Here is a 15,197-nt window from a genome sequence, read left to right on the forward strand (position 1 = left end):
ATTGCACGCTGGCGACCGGCCGCTTGACAACGCCCCTCGTCACGCCAACCGACACCAGAAAGCAAGGCCCCTTCATGCCCAATCCCGCCTACATCGACATCCACGCCCTGCAGACACTGCCCTACTCCAACCTCAACCGCGACGACCTCGGCTCACCGAAAACCCTGGTCCTCGGCGGCGCCGAACGCACCCGGGTATCGAGCCAGAGCTGGAAGCGCGAAGTGCGCCGCCGCGTCGAGAACCGGCTCGGCGACCCGGCGGTGCGCACCCGCCGCCTGGTCTCGGCGGTGACCGAGCGCCTCCGAACATCCGGCTGGAGCGAGGAGAACGCGCTGGAGGCGGGCAAACAGGTCGTACGCTCGGCCGGCAAGGACATCAGCCTCGGTACCGCCAAGAAGAACCACAAGGGCGAGACCCTGCCGCCCGACACCTCCGTCCTGCTGTACCTGCCCAGCGACGCCATCGCCCAGCTGGCCGAGCTCGCAGCCGAACACGCCGAGGACATCGCCGCCCAAGCCGGAAAGAAGCAGCCCAAGGCCGTGCTGCCGACCGACCGGGTCGTGGCCGTCCTCAACTCCCGCAACGCCTCCGTGCGCCTGTTCGGCCGGATGCTGGCCGAGCTGCCCGAAACCGAACTCGACGGTGCCGTGCAGTTCGCCCACGCCTTCACCGTCCACCCCACCAACATCGACGTCGACTTCTTCACCGCCGTCGACGACCTCCTCAAAGACGGCGACCGCGGCAGCGGCCACATGAACGAAGGCATGTTCTCGGCCGGAACCTTCTACCGCTACGCCAACCTCAACCTCACCCAGCTCGTGAACAACTCCGGAGGCGACACCCGCGAAGCCGCCCGCCTCGCCGCCGAATTCCTGCGGGCCTTCGTGGACACCGTCCCCTCGGGCAAGCAGACCGCCACCGCCGCGGTCACCGTCCCCGACCTGGTCCACGTCGCGGTACGCAGCGACCGGCCCGTCTCCTACGCCACGGCGTTCGAAGAACCCGTCGCCGGCACCCACGGACACCTGGCCACCGCCCGCGACCGCCTCGAGGCCTACGCCGGCGAGCTCGCCTCCGTGTGGTGGCCCGACTCCATCCTCTACCAGGGCCACGCCGGCCTCGGCCTCGACAAGGACCTCCCCTCCCTCGGCGCCAACACCGGGTCGTATGCGGCCCTGATCGAGCAGGCCATGCAGCAGGCCGCCCCCGCCAGTGCCGACGAGGCCGCGCAGTGAGCGGACTGGTACTCCGGCTCGCCGGACCCATGCAGAGCTGGGGCGAGCACAGCGCATTCGGCCACCGCGACACCCAACCCCACCCCACCCGATCCGGACTGATCGGGCTGCTGGCCGCCGCCCGCGGCATACCGCGGGGCGGCGACCTCGGCGACTACGACACCGTTTCCTTCACAGTGCGCATCGACCGGCCCGGCGACCGCCACGTCGACTACCACACCGTCGGCGGCGGACTACCCCCCAAACGCACGGTGCCCACCGCCGAAGGCAAACGCCGCGGCAAGAACCAGACCACGGTCCAGACCTGGCGCTCCTACCTGGCCGGGGCGGTGTTCACCGTCGCCGTCACCGGCCCCGACACGGTCATCGACACCACCGCAGCAGCGCTGCAGCGACCGCACTGGCAGCCCTACCTGGGACGCCGCGCCTTCGTTCCCGATCAGCCGATGCTGTTGCGCCACGGCCTGACCGACGCCGTGGCCGAACTCAAACATCGGGTTCCGCTGCCGCCCGCACGGCGAGAACGCGACGAGATCGACTTCGTTCACGAGGCCGACGCCGTCCAGGACCCCGGAGCGGGAACCGAACGCACCCGCGCGGTACTCAACGACGTCCCCGTGCCCGCCGGCCCGGCCGGCGGCGTCGAACGGTCCTTCACCTTCCGCGAGGTCCTCATCACCCCCGAGCCCGTGCCCGACAACCTGCTCAACCGCCGGGCCGGCATCTACCGGGAGCAACTCATGGGCTACATGAAAGGAGAAACCCGGTGACGCTGCTGCTGCACCGCATCCGGTTGGACACCGCGAACCGGGGCGTCGCCCGCGCCAGCGCCGGCGACCACCACCGCATGCTCACCAAAGCGCTGGGGCCGCTCCCCTCATCCTCCGGGCAGGGCGCCCGGCAGGCCGCCGGGCTGCTGTTCCGCGACGAAACCACCCGGGCCGGACGGTGCCTGATCGTCCAGAGCCAGACGCCGCTGGACCATTCCGCACTGGGCCCCGGATACACCCTGGATGCCAGCCGCGACATCAGCGCCGTCCTGGAAGTACTGGACCAGGAACCCACCCTGCGCTACCGCATCGTCGCCGCTCCGGTGAAACGCCTCGGCAAGACCAAGCAGCAACGGGAGTTGAGGACCGAGGACGGAGAACGACTGTCGTCCAAGGAGCACACCACCGCGCTGCGCGGCGCCGCCGCCGAGGAATGGTGGCAGCGCAAAGCCGAAGACCACGGGCTCGGGCTGCGCAGCGTCAACGCCGGCGAGGCCGAGGACACCGCCGATCCGCGGCGCGGGATTCGCCTGCCGGCCGTATGCTTCGACGGCCTGGCCACCGTCACCGACCCTCAGGCTGCACGCCGAGCGCTGACCGAGGGAATCGGACGGGGCAAAGCCTTCGGCCTGGGTCTGCTCAGCCTGGCGCCGGGGGAGTGAGGGGCCACAGTGAGCGCAGACAACCCCCGCACGGCCCTGGCCCGGCCGACGCTGGCCATGCTGCCCCGCGTCTCGGACAACCTGTCCTTCCTCTACGCCGACATCGTCCGCATCGTCCAAACCGACACCGGCGTGTGCGCCGAGACCGAAACAGACTCCGGCCATATCCAGCGGGTCTACCTCCCCACAGCCTCGCTGGGGTGCCTGCTGCTGGGGCCGGGCACCTCCATCACCCAGCCGGCGCTGGCCACCTTCCTGCGCCACGGCACCACCGTGGTCACCTCCGGTTCCGGCGGCATCCTGCACTACGGGGCCTGGCAGCCCAGCGAGAAGTCCACCTTCTGGCTGCAACACCAGGTGGCCGCCTACGCCGATGAGGCGCGCCGCCTGGAGGTCGCCCGGGCGATGTATGAGATGCGGTTCGAGGAGACGCCCCCGGCCGGAGTGCCGGTGGGCCAGCTGAGACGTCTCGAAGGCAACCGGATGCAGAAGCTCTACCGGAACCTGAGCACCAAATACAAGCTGCAGCCGTTCCGGCGCAACTACGACCCGGGCGCCTGGGACCGGCAGAATCCGATCAACAAGGCCTACGGTGCGGCCAATGCCGCGCTGTACGGGGTCGTGCACACGGTCATCGCCCACCTGGGATGCTCGCCCGCGCTCGGGTTCGTCCACCACGGCAAGCAGCATTCCTTCGTCTATGACGTGGCGGATCTGTACAAGGCGGAGACGACCGTGCCGCTGGCGTTCTCCCTGCACGCGTCTGACTTCCCCGAAAGAGACGCCCGATACCGGCTGCGTACCCACTACCGGCTGTACCGGTTGATTCCGCGGATGGTGCGCGACATCCAGTACCTCCTCGCACCCGAGGACGCTGAGGAGGAGGACGAGGCCGAAGGGCAGTGGCGCGTTGTGGAACTGTGGGATCCCGACGGGGGCGGCAGCGTGGGTGGCGGGGTCAACTACGGGGGCGGGGACGCGGCCCGAGCGGTGCCGGCGTCCGAGCTGGACGTGCCCGAGGGAGGCCACTGAGTATGGGGTCCATGGTCGTCATCACCACGACTGCGGTGCCCGCCCATGTTCGTGGCGCGTTGTCGCGGTGGATGGTGGAGCCTTCCACCGGTGTGTATGTGGGAACGATGAGTGCGCGCGTCCGCGACGAACTGTGGGCTGCGGTCAGCGCGTCGGTGGGGGACGGGGCGGCTGTGTGCCTGTGTCCCGCCGACAACGAGCAGGGGTTCGATGTGCGCACGGCTGGTGAGCGTCGGCGGGAGGTCGTGGATTGGGAGGGGATGATGCTGGTGCAGATGAATCCTCTCGCGTCGGCTGAAGTCGAGATGGAGCGGCAGGTTCCGGAGGGATGGTGACGCGTTTGCTGTCCAAGCGAAGGTTGCAACAAGGTAACGCTCGGCGTTTTCGCAGGTGAGGTGCTGAAGGTCCCGCGCACGCGGGAGTGGACCGGCGCGCTGGACAGCCTCGGCATATCGGTGACCGAAGGTCCCGCGCACGCGGGAGTGGACCGTCGCAGGCCGCCGTCTGGCTGGCTTCCCAGGTGAAGGTCCCGCGCACGCGGGAGTGGACCGGGCGGTGTGGTCGGTGAGTGGCTCAGTGACAAGAAGGTCCCGCGCACGCGGGAGTGGACCGCCCGCACCTCCGTGGTGCAGGCGTGGCAGCAGGAAGGTCCCGCGCACGCGGGAGTGGACCGACGGCAGCGTGACCGACGTCGGCCGGTTCGTCGAAGGTCCCGCGCACGCGGGAGTGGACCGAGGTCGGCGTCGGTGGTGGGGGCGCCGTAGGCGAAGGTCCCGCGCACGCGGGAGTGGACCGGCGGGGTCTTGCACCAGGGTGGCCCCGCCCAGGAAGGTCCCGCGCACGCGGGAGTGGACCGCGCCTCACAGCAAGATCAGGTTTACCGGCCTAGAAGGTCCCGCGCACGCGGGAGTGGACCGGGAAACCGTGAAGACACCCGCCTCCCCCACACGAAGGTCCCGCGCACGCGGGAGTGGACCGTGCAACAAAGAGACCCGGAAGCGGATGGGCCTGAAGGTCCCGCGCACGCGGGAGTGGACCGGGGTGTCAGGTCGCTCCGGGGCGTGCAGCCGGGAAGGTCCCGCGCACGCGGGAGTGGACCGCCCTTCTCGGCGTCGGGCATCCACATGCGGATGAAGGTCCCGCGCACGCGGGAGTGGACCGCCGGGCGAAATCGTCGACCTGGCCGAGGTCAGGAAGGTCCCGCGCACGCGGGAGTGGACCGTCTGACCCGCTCGCGCTTGTTGCCCAGCAACAGAAGGTCCCGCGCACGCGGGAGTGGACCTCCCGGGAAAGGGTCACACCCACGCCCGCACCCGAAGGTCCCGCGCACGCGGGAGTGGACCGACGAGGCGGTACAGGCCGACCGGCGGCGCGTCGAAGGTCCCGCGCATTCGGGAGTGGACCGCCCGCATCGTGGGCGATGTTGTTCCCGAACTCGAAGGGATTCGGAATGAAGTTGCTGCCAATCTAGCATTCAGAGAAAAATTGGACGGCAGAGAAAACTCGTTTGAAAACATTGATTCTACTCGAGGAGGTGCGCCTGAATGGCGGCTGCATCAGCAGCCGAACGCAACTGGGAGCAGCCGCTATGCAGTACTGCCCGAGCCCGCCACCCGAGACGATGCGAGGTCGTCGCCACCGTCGTCCCGTCTTTTCGGCCGCGCCCGCGGAGGTGCCGGCAGCGCGGGCGTGGATCGATCGGACGCTCAGGTCCACCGGCCGTCGCGACGACATAGGCCTGGTGGCCGACGAACTTCTGAGTAACGCCCTCACGCATGCGCCCCCTGCGCCGGGGGACGGCTATGACGCGGCTGTTCTCGTCGTCGAGGAAACCCCGAGTGGCCAGCGGGTCGTCGTGTGGAGCCGGTCGTCGGCGGCCACGGTCCCTGCAGCCCGGCGCACCGACTCTCTTGAGGAGTACGGCCGCGGGCTGGCGCTGGTGGCCGCGCTGGCCGAGGACTGGGGATGGTTCACCGCCGACGGTTGGACGGCCGTGTGGGCACGGTTCGAGGTCGGAGGTGATCGGTCGTGATGGGCCTGCGACGTCGCCACCGCGCCCCGACCCCCTCCCGGGCCGCAGCGCCGCCACCGCGCCCGGCACAGGCGCCGCGGGCCGCACCGCCGCGGTCGGCGAGAGGCGCTGCGTCCTCGCCGCCGGATGCGGCCGCCAGCGCACGCGCCTTGGCGCGGGCGCTGCGGGAGCGCGGCCAGATCCGGGTCTATGGCGTGGCCGATGCGCGGGTGTCGGTGGTCTCCACGCCCCAGGCGACGGTGTGGTGCGGCGGCGGGATGCTGTGGTGGCGCGACGCCCTGGGACGGCGGGTGCAGATCCTGGCCGCAGAGATCGAGACCGCGGTCGGCTTGCTCCTCGAACAGGCCCAGGCGCAGGCCGCACCGGCATGAAACCCGAGGCGGGCAGGCGGGGCGCGTCGCCGATGTGTCCGCGCTGTGTCGGTGACCTGTAACCCCCGTCGCCAGGGGACTCGCCCAGCTCAGGTGCGATAACACGGGGGAGACGCCAACGGCCCTCTGTTCGTCCAGCGACATCTCGTGGAGGGCACTCTGGTTGGCGCCCGGATCGGTGACACGGGATCCGAGTACGCGTGCACGTGGACCGCGGCGGCGCCGCGGCCCCCGGGTGGGCGACAGGGCTGGGCGTGTGCGCCTGTGCCCGGACGTCGATGCGGGGTGGGTCCGGGGATGTCGGGCGCCGGCGGACGTGGGCGGCCGGAGCCCGTCGGTCGGGTCCGGACCGGGGGTGCCTCCGTCCGCCTCCGGTAGCCGGGTTGCGGTTCGCGTCGGTGAGGCAACGGCACGGGCCGCCGGGGAGGTCCGTGCGGTCGGCGGGGCGGGTGTCGGGTCCGCCCCCGCCGAGTGCTTCTCCGCCGGACGCCACATTTTTTCTGCGTTCTGGGCGCCGATGTGCGGTCGCGCGGCTGTCGCCGGTTGCGGGGCAGGTCAGCGGCGACGGTCCGACCGGCGGGGCGGTGACTGTGCTCGGACGTGTCGCCGGTGCGTCCGCCGACGGTGGGCTGCGTGTCGTCCGGGAGGTCGCGGTGTGTCGCCGCTGTGTCCACCGGGGTCCGTGAGGTGGGCGGTGTCCGTTCCCGTCCGCGTCCTGGAGGACCCACCGATGGACACCGCCCCTGCTTCGGCTCCGCTGCGCGCGGCCGAGCGCGCCTTCACCGACCTCGCCGAGCGCCTGTGGCTGGACCCCGCCACCCCCGACGACGCACCCGCCACCGGTGCGCCGGTTCCGCCGGTGGCGATGGACCTGGCCCGGGTCCGGACCTGGCTGCTGCAGTCCGGACTCGGCCACCGCGACCGCGACCGGGCCTGGCGCCGGATCATCACCCTCGCCCGCGCTGAAGAGGACTGGATGGTGGCCGCCATCGGGTTGGCCATGCCCGCCCTGCGCGCCGCCGTCCGGCGCGCCACCCGCGGCCTCGATGCGGCCGCAGCCGCCGACATCGAAGCCGAAGTGCTGGCCGGGTTCGTCCGGGCGGTGGGCGAGGTGAACCTGGACTGGACCCGGCTGGTGTGGCGGCTGCGGTGCCGCGCCCAGCGCGCCGGGACCCGCGCCCGCCACCGCGAGGCCCGCGACCCGGGCCTGCCGGAGCAGGTGGCCGAATCGGCCGCGCCCCGCCCGCCGTGGGGCCACCCCGACCTGGTGCTGGCCGATGCGGTCGCTGCCGGTGTGATCACCGCGGCCGAGGCCCAGCTGATCGGCGAGACCCGCCTGGCCGCCACCACCCTGGGCCGCCTGGCCGCCGACCTGGGCGTGGAGTACAAGACCGTGCACAAGCGCCGCCACCGCGCCGAAGCCCGCCTGGCCGCCGCCCTGGCCGGCGGCGGTATCGGCGCCGGCGTGAGCGTGCCCACCACCGGCCCATGACCCCCGCCGCCCCCGTTTTCCGCTCGGGTGTCGATTCCCGGCGGCCCCGGGGCGAGATTTGCGGGATGAGTTCGGCGCCGCCCACGGGCTGCTGCTCGGTATGCCCTGACCGATGCCTGCCCGCCGCACCCGTGTGGAAGGGAGGACGCCCGCACGGGCGGCGCCGAACTCCCGTCGGTCGTCTACGTCGAGTCCGTGCGCGGAGGTGCATTGTGCCCCACCCCCACTGTCGACGGCGGCGGCGCGCCCTGGCCCGCGCCGCCGCCCTCACCCTCCTCGCCGCAGCCGTACTCGCCGTTCCCGGCGCCCATGCGACCTTGGCCGACAGCGGCGGTGGCGGTGGCCAGGGAACCCAGGAGCTGATCGACGTGGTCCAGCGCATCCGCCAGGTCATCGTGGCGCTGCTGGCCGCTCTGGCGACGCTGCTGCTGACGGTGGGCGGGCTGCGGTGGCTGCTGGCCGGCGGCGACCCGGGCGAAGTCGACAAGGCCCGCCGTTCGCTCATGGGCGCCGCATTGGGCTATGTGATCGCATTGTTGGCCACGGTGCTGCTGGATGTCCTGGAGTTCATCGCGGGCGACGTGGGCGGCAGCGGGTGAGCGCCGTGGCGCCCCTCGCCCTGCGGCCGCTACAGCCGCCTCCGCCCGAGCCCGAACCCGGAGCCGATCCCAGCCCGCCCGAGCCCGACCCGTCTCCGGCCGAACCGTCCCCGAGCCGGAGCCCCGAACCCGAACCGTCCCCGGGGCCACCGCCGCCGGAGGAGGACGCCGGAACCGGCGGGGGAGGCGGGGCCGCGGAGGGGGACGTGCCCGCGGAGCTGGCCGACTGCGGCGCGCTCGAGGTGAGCTGCCATGTCTCCAACTGGTTCTACGACCTGGTGACGGGGGCGCTGGAACCGCTGATGGGCTGGCTGGGGGCACGCGCCTTCCACACGCCCGCACCCGGCGGCGGCGTCGTGTCGCTGTGGGAGCAGATGCTGCAGACCACCACCGTGCTCTACCTGCTGGCGGTGCTGGCCGGGGGCGTGGCGGTGATGAGCCACGAGAGCCTGCAGCAGCGCTACTCGGCGCGCGAGATCCTGCCGCGCCTGGTAATCGGATTCGTGGCCGCCCACGCGTCGCTGTGGATCTCCCGGGAGATGATCGCCGGGTCCAACGGCATCGCGGCCGGCGTCGCGGCCATGGGCATCGACGCGGGCCGGGCCGCCACACGGTTCCAGAAGCGCCTGGACACGCTACTGGTCGACGCGACCGTGTTCATCGTCTTGATGCTCGTGGTCGTGATCGTGCTGCTGGTGGTGTGGTGCGTCATGGAGGCGGTGCGCATCGCCATGACGATCACGCTGGTCGTGGCCGCACCCCTGCTGTTGGCGTTTCACGCCCTGCCCTACACCCAGCGCCTGGCGGCGCTGTGGTGGCGGAGCATGGCCGGGGTGCTGGCCATGCCCGTCGCCCAGAGCCTGGCGTTCTCGACGCTGATGCGGGTGGCCTTCCAAGGCGAGACCCACGTCATCGACGAAAGCAGCGAGGACTGGCTGGTCAGCGTCTCGCTGCTGTTGACGGTGCTCTACATCCAGCTGCGGGTGCCGTTCTGGATCATGCGGCTGGTCTGGCAGAACAACGTGGGTTCCTCGCCGCTGGCGGCGGCGGTGCGCACCGCGGTGATGGCGCTGGTGTTCCGCAGGGTGCTGCCGAGTCTGGGCCGCGGTTCGAGCGCGGCGGCCTCCTCCGGCAGCGGGGGCGGGTCGGCTGCGGCGGCGGGACGTTCCGGCCCGCGGCGCGGGTCCGGTGCGGCCGGTGCCGCGGGGCGGCCCTCCGGCAGCGGCGGGCCGGGTGGGACCCGTGTCCGGCGCTTGCGCTCCCCGTCCCAGGTCGGGTCCCCGCAGTCGCACGCCGCCTCGCACCGAGGCGAGGAAGACGCCCGCTCCACGGCGGCCGGTGCTCCACCGCGCCCGGCCCTTGGAAGCCGCCGCACCTCCGGGACCCGCCCGAGCGGCAGTACCGGGGGCGAGGTCGGCCCGCCTACCCGTCCGAACGGAGGCACGATGGCGTCACCCGATCCCGCTCCGACCAATCAGGGCCGCGATGGCGTGCAGCTTCCGCTGTTCGCCCGCCCGCGGCGCTGGCGCCAAGGGGTGCTGCCCACCCCGCCGCCCACCCGGGTGCCCGGCCGCCGCACCACCCAGCGCCAGGGGGAGGCCCCAGCCCCCCGCAGCGGCCCGGAGGAACCGCCGCAGCCGGGGCCGGGCCAGCAGGCGCTGTTCCCCGCACCCCGGCCTGCCCCCAGCGTGCGGCCGCATCGGCCCCGCGTGGCCGAACCCCCGCCCGCCCCGCGCGGGGCGCGCCGCCGGACCACCCAGCGGTGGGGCGACGTTGCGCCGGATCCGCCCGAACAACAACCCGCCCAACCGGGCCGCGGCCAACGAGCCCTGTTCCCGACGCCACGCACCCCACCCTCGGCCACGTCGGCGCAACCGCAATCCCCGCGCCGCAGCCGAGCCGACCCGTCGGCGGCCCGTCCGCGCCCGCAGGCGCCCCGGCGGCCGAACCGCCGAAAGGACGATGACGCATGAGCAGTGACACCCACGGCCGGTGGCGGGCCCAGATCCCCGCCGACATCGACCGGCCCGACCCCGTCATCGCCGGACTCACCCCGCGCCAACTCCTGCTGCTGGCCCCGCTGGCGGCCGCCGCCTGGGCGGGCGTGGTCGGGCTGCGCGGCCATCTGCCGCTGTGGGCCATCGGCCTGATCCTGGCCCCGCTGGTGGGCGCCGGGGTGGCGGTGGTGGCCGGGCGCCGCGACGCCATGAGCCTGGACGCCTTCGCCTGGGCCGGCCTCGCCTGGCTACGGGCTCCCAAACGCCGCGTCGGCGCCCCCGACGGTCTCCCCGGCCTGCCGCCCTGGGCCCCGCCCACCGGGCGCGAACCCGCCCTGGCGCCGCTGCGGCTGCCGGCCCGGGCCGTCGCCGACGACGGCGTCATCGAGTTGGGGGAGCGCCGCGCGGTGCTGGTGGAGTGCTCCACCCTCAACCTCGCCCTGGCCGCCTCCGGGGAACAGGACACCGCGATCGGCGCGATGGCCGGCGTCCTGCACACCCTGGCCGAGCCCGCCCAGATCCTGGTGCGCGCCGTGGGCCACGACCTGTCCCCGCTCACCGACCTGCTGCAGCAGCGCGCCCCCGCCTTGGCCCACCCCGACCTGGAACAGGCGGCCTATGACCACGCGGCCTGGCTCGCCGAGCTGCAGGCCGGACGCACGCTGCTGCAGCGCCGCCTGCTGTTGGTGCTGACCACCACCGGCCCCACCAGCGCGCTGGGCGAACGCGCCGAGGACGTGGCCACCCAACTCCAGGCGCTCGGGCTGCGCGCCCGCGTCTGTGACGGCGACCAGGCCTGGGACCACCTGCACGCCTGCCTGCACCCGGCCCCCACCACCGCCGCACCCGACGACGAGGAGGAGGGAGACCGCCCGGCATGAGGCTGCTGCCGCGCCTGATGCGCCCCACCGGCTCCACCCGACTGGGCGGGCCCGCCGTCGAGGCCGGGCCGCGCCGACTGCTGATCGAGGACACGTGGTGCCAGACTCTGATCGTCACCGGCTACCCGCGCGACGTCACCGCCGGCTGGGCCGAACCGCTGCTGGCCTATCCGGGCCGCTGCGACATCGCCGCCCACATCACCCCCGTCCCGCCGGACGTGGCGGCCCACCGGCTGCGGCGACGCCGCGCCCGCCTGGAATCCACCTGGCGCCACGACGCGGCGCGCGGCCGCGTCGAGGACCCCCAGGCCGGCACCGCCGCCGAGGACGCGGCCGGGCTGGCCCAGCGCCTGGCCACCGGCCGGCGCCTGTTCCGCCTGGGGCTGTACATCACCGTCTACGCCGACACCGAGACCGAACTGGCCGAGGAGATCGCCCACCTGCAGGCGCTGTCGGCCAGCCTGCTGATCGACACCGCCCCGGCCACCTTCCGGCCCCTGCACGGCTGGATCGCGACCCTGCCGCTGGCCACCGACACGCTGGCCTCGGCCCGCACGATGGACACCGACGCCGTGGCCGCCCTGCTGCCCTTCACCTCCCCCGACCTGGACACCGCCGGGCTGGGCGAAACCAGCGTGGTGTGGGGCACCAACACCCACTCGGCCGGGCTGGTGCTGTGGGACCGCTTCGCCCCCGGCATCGACAACCACAACATGGTCGTCCTCGCCCGCTCCGGGGCCGGAAAGTCGTATCTGGCCAAGCTCGAACTCCTGCGGTCGTTGACGACCGGAATCGAGGCCGCCGTCATCGACCCCGAAGACGAATACGCCGCCCTGGCCGCCTCTGTGGGCGGAACCCGGGTGGCGGTGGGCACCCCGGCCGGGCGCATCAACCCCTTCGACCTACCCACCCCCGACACCCAAGCCGACACCGACGCCGGCGACGGGCAGGGGCCGGGGTTGATGCGCCGGGCCCTGTTCATCCACACCCTCATCGCCACCATGGTCGGCGAACTCGACGCCACCACCGCCGCCGCACTGGACAAGGCCATCCTCGCCGCCTACGCCCAGGCCGGCATCACCGCCGACACCCGCACCTGGAACCGCACCCCGCCGGTACTGGCCGACCTCGCCCACGTGCTGGGCGCGCAGGAGGAACCCGAGGCCCACCGGCTGGCCGACCGGCTCCGCCCCTACACCCACGGCGCCTACCAGCCCCTGTTCGACGGCCCCACCAGCACCGGACTCGACGGCCACCTCATCGTCTACTCGCTGCGCCACCTGCCCGCCGAGGCCGCCGACGTCGGCATGCTGCTGGTGCTCGACCGGCTCTGGCGCCGCATCACCGAAGCCGCGGCGCCGCGCCCGCGCCTGGTCACGGTGGACGAGGCTTGGCTGCTGCTGCAGAACCCGGTCGCCGCGACCTACCTGCAGCGCATGGCCAAAGCCGCCCGCAAGCACTGGGCCGGGCTCACCCTGATCACCCAGGACGTGGGCGACGTGCTGGCCACCGACACCGGCCGCGCCGTGGCCGCCAACGCCGCCACCCAGGTGCTGCTGCGCCAAGCCCCGCAGAACCTGGAAGCCGTCACGTCGGCCTTCCAACTCTCCCAAGGCGAGCGCCAGACCGCGGCCGCAGCCCAGCGCGGCGACGCGCTGCTGCTGGCCGGCCACCAGCGCGTGGGCGTCCATCCCTTGGCCTCACCCCGGGAGCACGCGCTGCTGACCACGAGCCCGGCCGAGCACGCCGACGCCGGGGGAGAGGAGACCCCGTGACCGTTTCCGCGATCGCTACCGTGGCCGCCCTCGCCGCACCCGCGGCGTGGCTGGTGGGCGCGACCGTGCTGACCTGTGCGGCCGCGGTCCCCCTCGTGCGCTGGGTCCGCTACCGGCTGGCCGCACGCGGCGCCCGCCTCGTGGAGATCTTCCCGCCACCCGAGGCGAGCCAGGAAGGCGCCGAAGCGTTCTGGGCCCAGATGCCCGGCCTGCTGCGGCCCCGCTGGTCCCGACTGCTCACCCAGCCCCACCTCGCCTGGGAATACACCGCCGCACCCGGCGGCATCCACATCCGCATCTGGGTGCCCGGGAGCCTGCCGCCCGGCCTGGTGGCCCGCGCCGCCGCCTCCGCCTGGCCCGGCGCCACCACCGCCACCCGCCTCGCCGAACCCGCTGTCCCCGACAGCCACACGGTCACGGGCGGGTGGATGCGCCTGGCCCGCGGCGACGAATACCCCCTGCGCACCCGCTTCAGCGAGGACCCGCTGCGCGGACTCCTCGGCGCCCTCTCCGCCCTGGAACCCGGCACCTACGCCAGTGTGCGCATCAGCGCCCGCCCCGCCACCGGAACCCGCCTGGCCCGCGCCCGCCACGCCGCCGCCCGCCTGCGCGGCACCCACACCACCGTGTGGGCCGAGGCCCTCACCGCCGACCGGAGGGGCCGCAGCACCCCGCCGCCCGACGCGAGCGACAACGTCCGCGCCATCCTCACCAAAGCCCAATCACCCCGACTGGCCTGCCAGATCTCCTACCACCTGGCCACCACCCGCACCGAACCCCAGGCCCGCGAACACCTGCGCGGCCGCGCCCAAGCCGTAGCCGGCGCGCTGGCCGTCTATTCCGGCACCAACCACCTGCGCCGCGGCCGGCTGACCGGGCGCATGTGGGCACCCCGGGTGTGGGCACGCCACCGCTACCTTGCCCGCGGCTACCTCCTCAGCACCGCGGAACTGGCCGCCCTGGCCCACCTGCCCCTGGACGCGGCCGTGCCCGGCCTCGCCCGAGCCGGAGCCCGCAGCATCCCCCCGACCCCGGCCATCCCCACCGGCACCAACCACCAGGCCCGGGTGCTGGGCGATGCCGACGCCGGCCCGCACCGCCCCGTCGCCCTCGGGGCGGTCGAGGCGCGCCAGCACACCCACATCATCGGCGCCACCGGCAAAGGCAAATCCACCCTGCTGGCCAACCTCGCCCTCCAAGACGCCGCCGCCGGGCGCGCCGGACTGGTCATCGACCCCCGCGGCGACCTGGTCGCCGACATCCTCGCCCGCCTACCCCAAGAGGCCGTCGGCAACGTGGTGCTGTTCGACCCCGACGACAACGCCCCGCCCCCGCGCCTCAACCTGCTGCAGGGCGCCGACGCGGACTTCGTCTCCGACACCACGGTGGGCATCTTCCGCCGCATCTACGCCCACTCCTGGGGCCCGCGCACCGACGACATCCTGCGCGCCGCCACCCTCACCCTGGCCCGCACCGGCGACCCGACACTGACCCTGGGCGAGGTGCCGCGGCTGCTCACCGACCAGAGCTATCGCCACCGCATCACCGGCCGGGTGCGCGACGAGGTACTGGCCGGATTCTGGGACTGGTACGAGCAACTCTCCACCGGCGCCCGGGCCGCGGCCACCGGACCGGTCCTCAACAAACTCCGCACCGCCCTGCTACGGCCCTGGGTGCGCCGGGTCATCGCATCCGGCCCCTCCACCGTCGACCTCGGCCGCGCCTTCGACACCGGCACCCTGGTGCTGATGCGCCTGCCCAAAGGCGCCCTCGGCGAAGACACCAGCTCCCTGATCGGGGCGCTGGGGCTGGCCGCCACCTGGCAGGCCGTCACCGCCCGCATCCACCGCCCCGAACAGGACCGCGCCGACGTGGCCGCCTACATCGACGAAGCCCACAACTTCCTGCTGCAACCCGGCTCGCTGGCCGACATGCTCGCCGAAGCCCGCGGCTACCGCCTGTCCATGACCCTGGCCCACCAGGAACTCGGCCAGCTCCCCGCCGAGCTGCGCAAGGCCCTGGCCGCCAACGCCCGCTCCAAAGTCTTCTTCACCTGCTCACCCGAGGACGCCGCCGGGCTGGAGGCCCACACCCTGCCCGGGCTGGGCACCCACGACCTCACCCACCTCGGCGAATACCAGGCCGCGGCCCGCCTGCTGGTGGGCACCACCGAACGCCCCGTGCATACCCTGCGCACCCGCCCCCTGCCCCCGCCCGTTACCGGCCGGGCCACCGCGGTGCGCAAATCCGCCCGCCACTACGCACCCGCCTCGGCCACCGCCGCCGACGGGACGACGGCCTCCGACATCCGCACCCGATCCTGACTGAACTCCCCAGACCGGCACGGATTC

13 protein-coding genes and 1 CRISPR repeat array are annotated in these 15,197 nt (G+C 73.2%); all 13 genes read left to right on the forward strand.

Annotation, left to right across the window (positions count from 1 at the left end; genetic code table 11):
* Window positions 1-74 precede the first annotated feature (74 nt).
* The 13 genes from cas7e (at window position 75) to HNR25_RS26635 (ending at window position 15,170) form a co-directional block, all read left to right on the forward strand.
* Window positions 75-1,235 carry a type I-E CRISPR-associated protein Cas7/Cse4/CasC gene (gene cas7e / locus HNR25_RS18835; protein WP_184637245.1) on the forward strand — a complete coding sequence of 387 codons (1,161 nt, stop codon included), beginning with the start codon at window positions 75-77 and terminating at the stop codon, window positions 1,233-1,235.
* Window positions 1,232-2,005, forward strand: a complete 774-nt coding sequence (gene cas5e, locus HNR25_RS18840; RefSeq protein WP_184637247.1) for a type I-E CRISPR-associated protein Cas5/CasD — start codon at window positions 1,232-1,234, stop codon at window positions 2,003-2,005. Before cas7e ends, cas5e begins: the two co-directional genes overlap by 4 nt.
* Complete coding sequence (gene cas6e / locus HNR25_RS18845) at window positions 2,002-2,667, forward strand: type I-E CRISPR-associated protein Cas6/Cse3/CasE (protein ID WP_184637249.1); 666 nt, start codon at window positions 2,002-2,004, stop codon at window positions 2,665-2,667. Before cas5e ends, cas6e begins: the two co-directional genes overlap by 4 nt.
* Window positions 2,668-2,676: 9 nt before the next feature.
* Window positions 2,677-3,699, forward strand: a complete 1,023-nt coding sequence (gene cas1e / locus HNR25_RS18850) for a type I-E CRISPR-associated endonuclease Cas1e (RefSeq protein WP_312862624.1) — start codon at window positions 2,677-2,679, stop codon at window positions 3,697-3,699.
* Window positions 3,700-3,710: 11 nt separating this feature from the next.
* On the forward strand, window positions 3,711-4,034 hold the full coding sequence (cas2e, locus tag HNR25_RS18855) for a type I-E CRISPR-associated endoribonuclease Cas2e (RefSeq protein WP_246463756.1): 324 nt from the start codon (window positions 3,711-3,713) through the stop codon (window positions 4,032-4,034).
* 65 nt (window positions 4,035-4,099) lie between these two features.
* Window positions 4,100-5,104: direct repeats of the CRISPR family, unit length 29 nt; unit sequence GAAGGTCCCGCGCACGCGGGAGTGGACCG.
* Between the two features lie 216 nt (window positions 5,105-5,320).
* Window positions 5,321-5,731: an ATP-binding protein gene (locus HNR25_RS18860; protein ID WP_246464553.1), complete on the forward strand. Its 411-nt coding sequence runs from the start codon at window positions 5,321-5,323 to the stop codon at window positions 5,729-5,731.
* Between the two features lie 149 nt (window positions 5,732-5,880).
* The gene (locus HNR25_RS18865; RefSeq protein WP_184637255.1) at window positions 5,881-6,102 is read left to right on the forward strand and encodes a hypothetical protein; all 222 of its coding nucleotides are present in this window, start codon (window positions 5,881-5,883) and stop codon (window positions 6,100-6,102) included.
* Window positions 6,103-6,832: 730 nt separating this feature from the next.
* Window positions 6,833-7,594: a hypothetical protein gene (locus HNR25_RS18870; RefSeq protein ID WP_184637257.1), complete on the forward strand. Its 762-nt coding sequence runs from the start codon at window positions 6,833-6,835 to the stop codon at window positions 7,592-7,594.
* Window positions 7,595-7,806: 212 nt separating this feature from the next.
* Complete coding sequence (locus tag HNR25_RS26130) at window positions 7,807-8,193, forward strand: pilin (RefSeq protein WP_184637259.1); 387 nt, start codon at window positions 7,807-7,809, stop codon at window positions 8,191-8,193.
* 206 nt (window positions 8,194-8,399) lie between these two features.
* Entirely contained in the window at window positions 8,400-10,166 is a 1,767-nt protein-coding gene (locus tag HNR25_RS18880) for a TrbL/VirB6 family protein (RefSeq protein ID WP_184637261.1), read from the forward strand.
* Complete coding sequence (locus HNR25_RS18885; RefSeq protein ID WP_184637263.1) at window positions 10,163-11,071, forward strand: PrgI family protein; 909 nt, start codon at window positions 10,163-10,165, stop codon at window positions 11,069-11,071. The genes HNR25_RS18880 and HNR25_RS18885 overlap by 4 nt, the downstream gene beginning before the upstream one ends.
* Window positions 11,068-12,846: a VirB4 family type IV secretion system protein gene (locus tag HNR25_RS18890; protein WP_184637265.1), complete on the forward strand. Its 1,779-nt coding sequence runs from the start codon at window positions 11,068-11,070 to the stop codon at window positions 12,844-12,846. The genes HNR25_RS18885 and HNR25_RS18890 overlap by 4 nt, the downstream gene beginning before the upstream one ends.
* Window positions 12,843-15,170 (forward strand): type IV secretory system conjugative DNA transfer family protein, encoded by a 2,328-nt coding sequence (locus tag HNR25_RS26635; protein WP_312862625.1) that lies wholly within the window; start codon window positions 12,843-12,845, stop codon window positions 15,168-15,170. Before HNR25_RS18890 ends, HNR25_RS26635 begins: the two co-directional genes overlap by 4 nt.
* Window positions 15,171-15,197 lie beyond the last annotated feature (27 nt).

It is taken from the genome of Streptomonospora salina (genome assembly GCF_014204715.1).
GTDB lineage: Bacteria > Actinomycetota > Actinomycetes > Streptosporangiales > Streptosporangiaceae > Streptomonospora > Streptomonospora salina.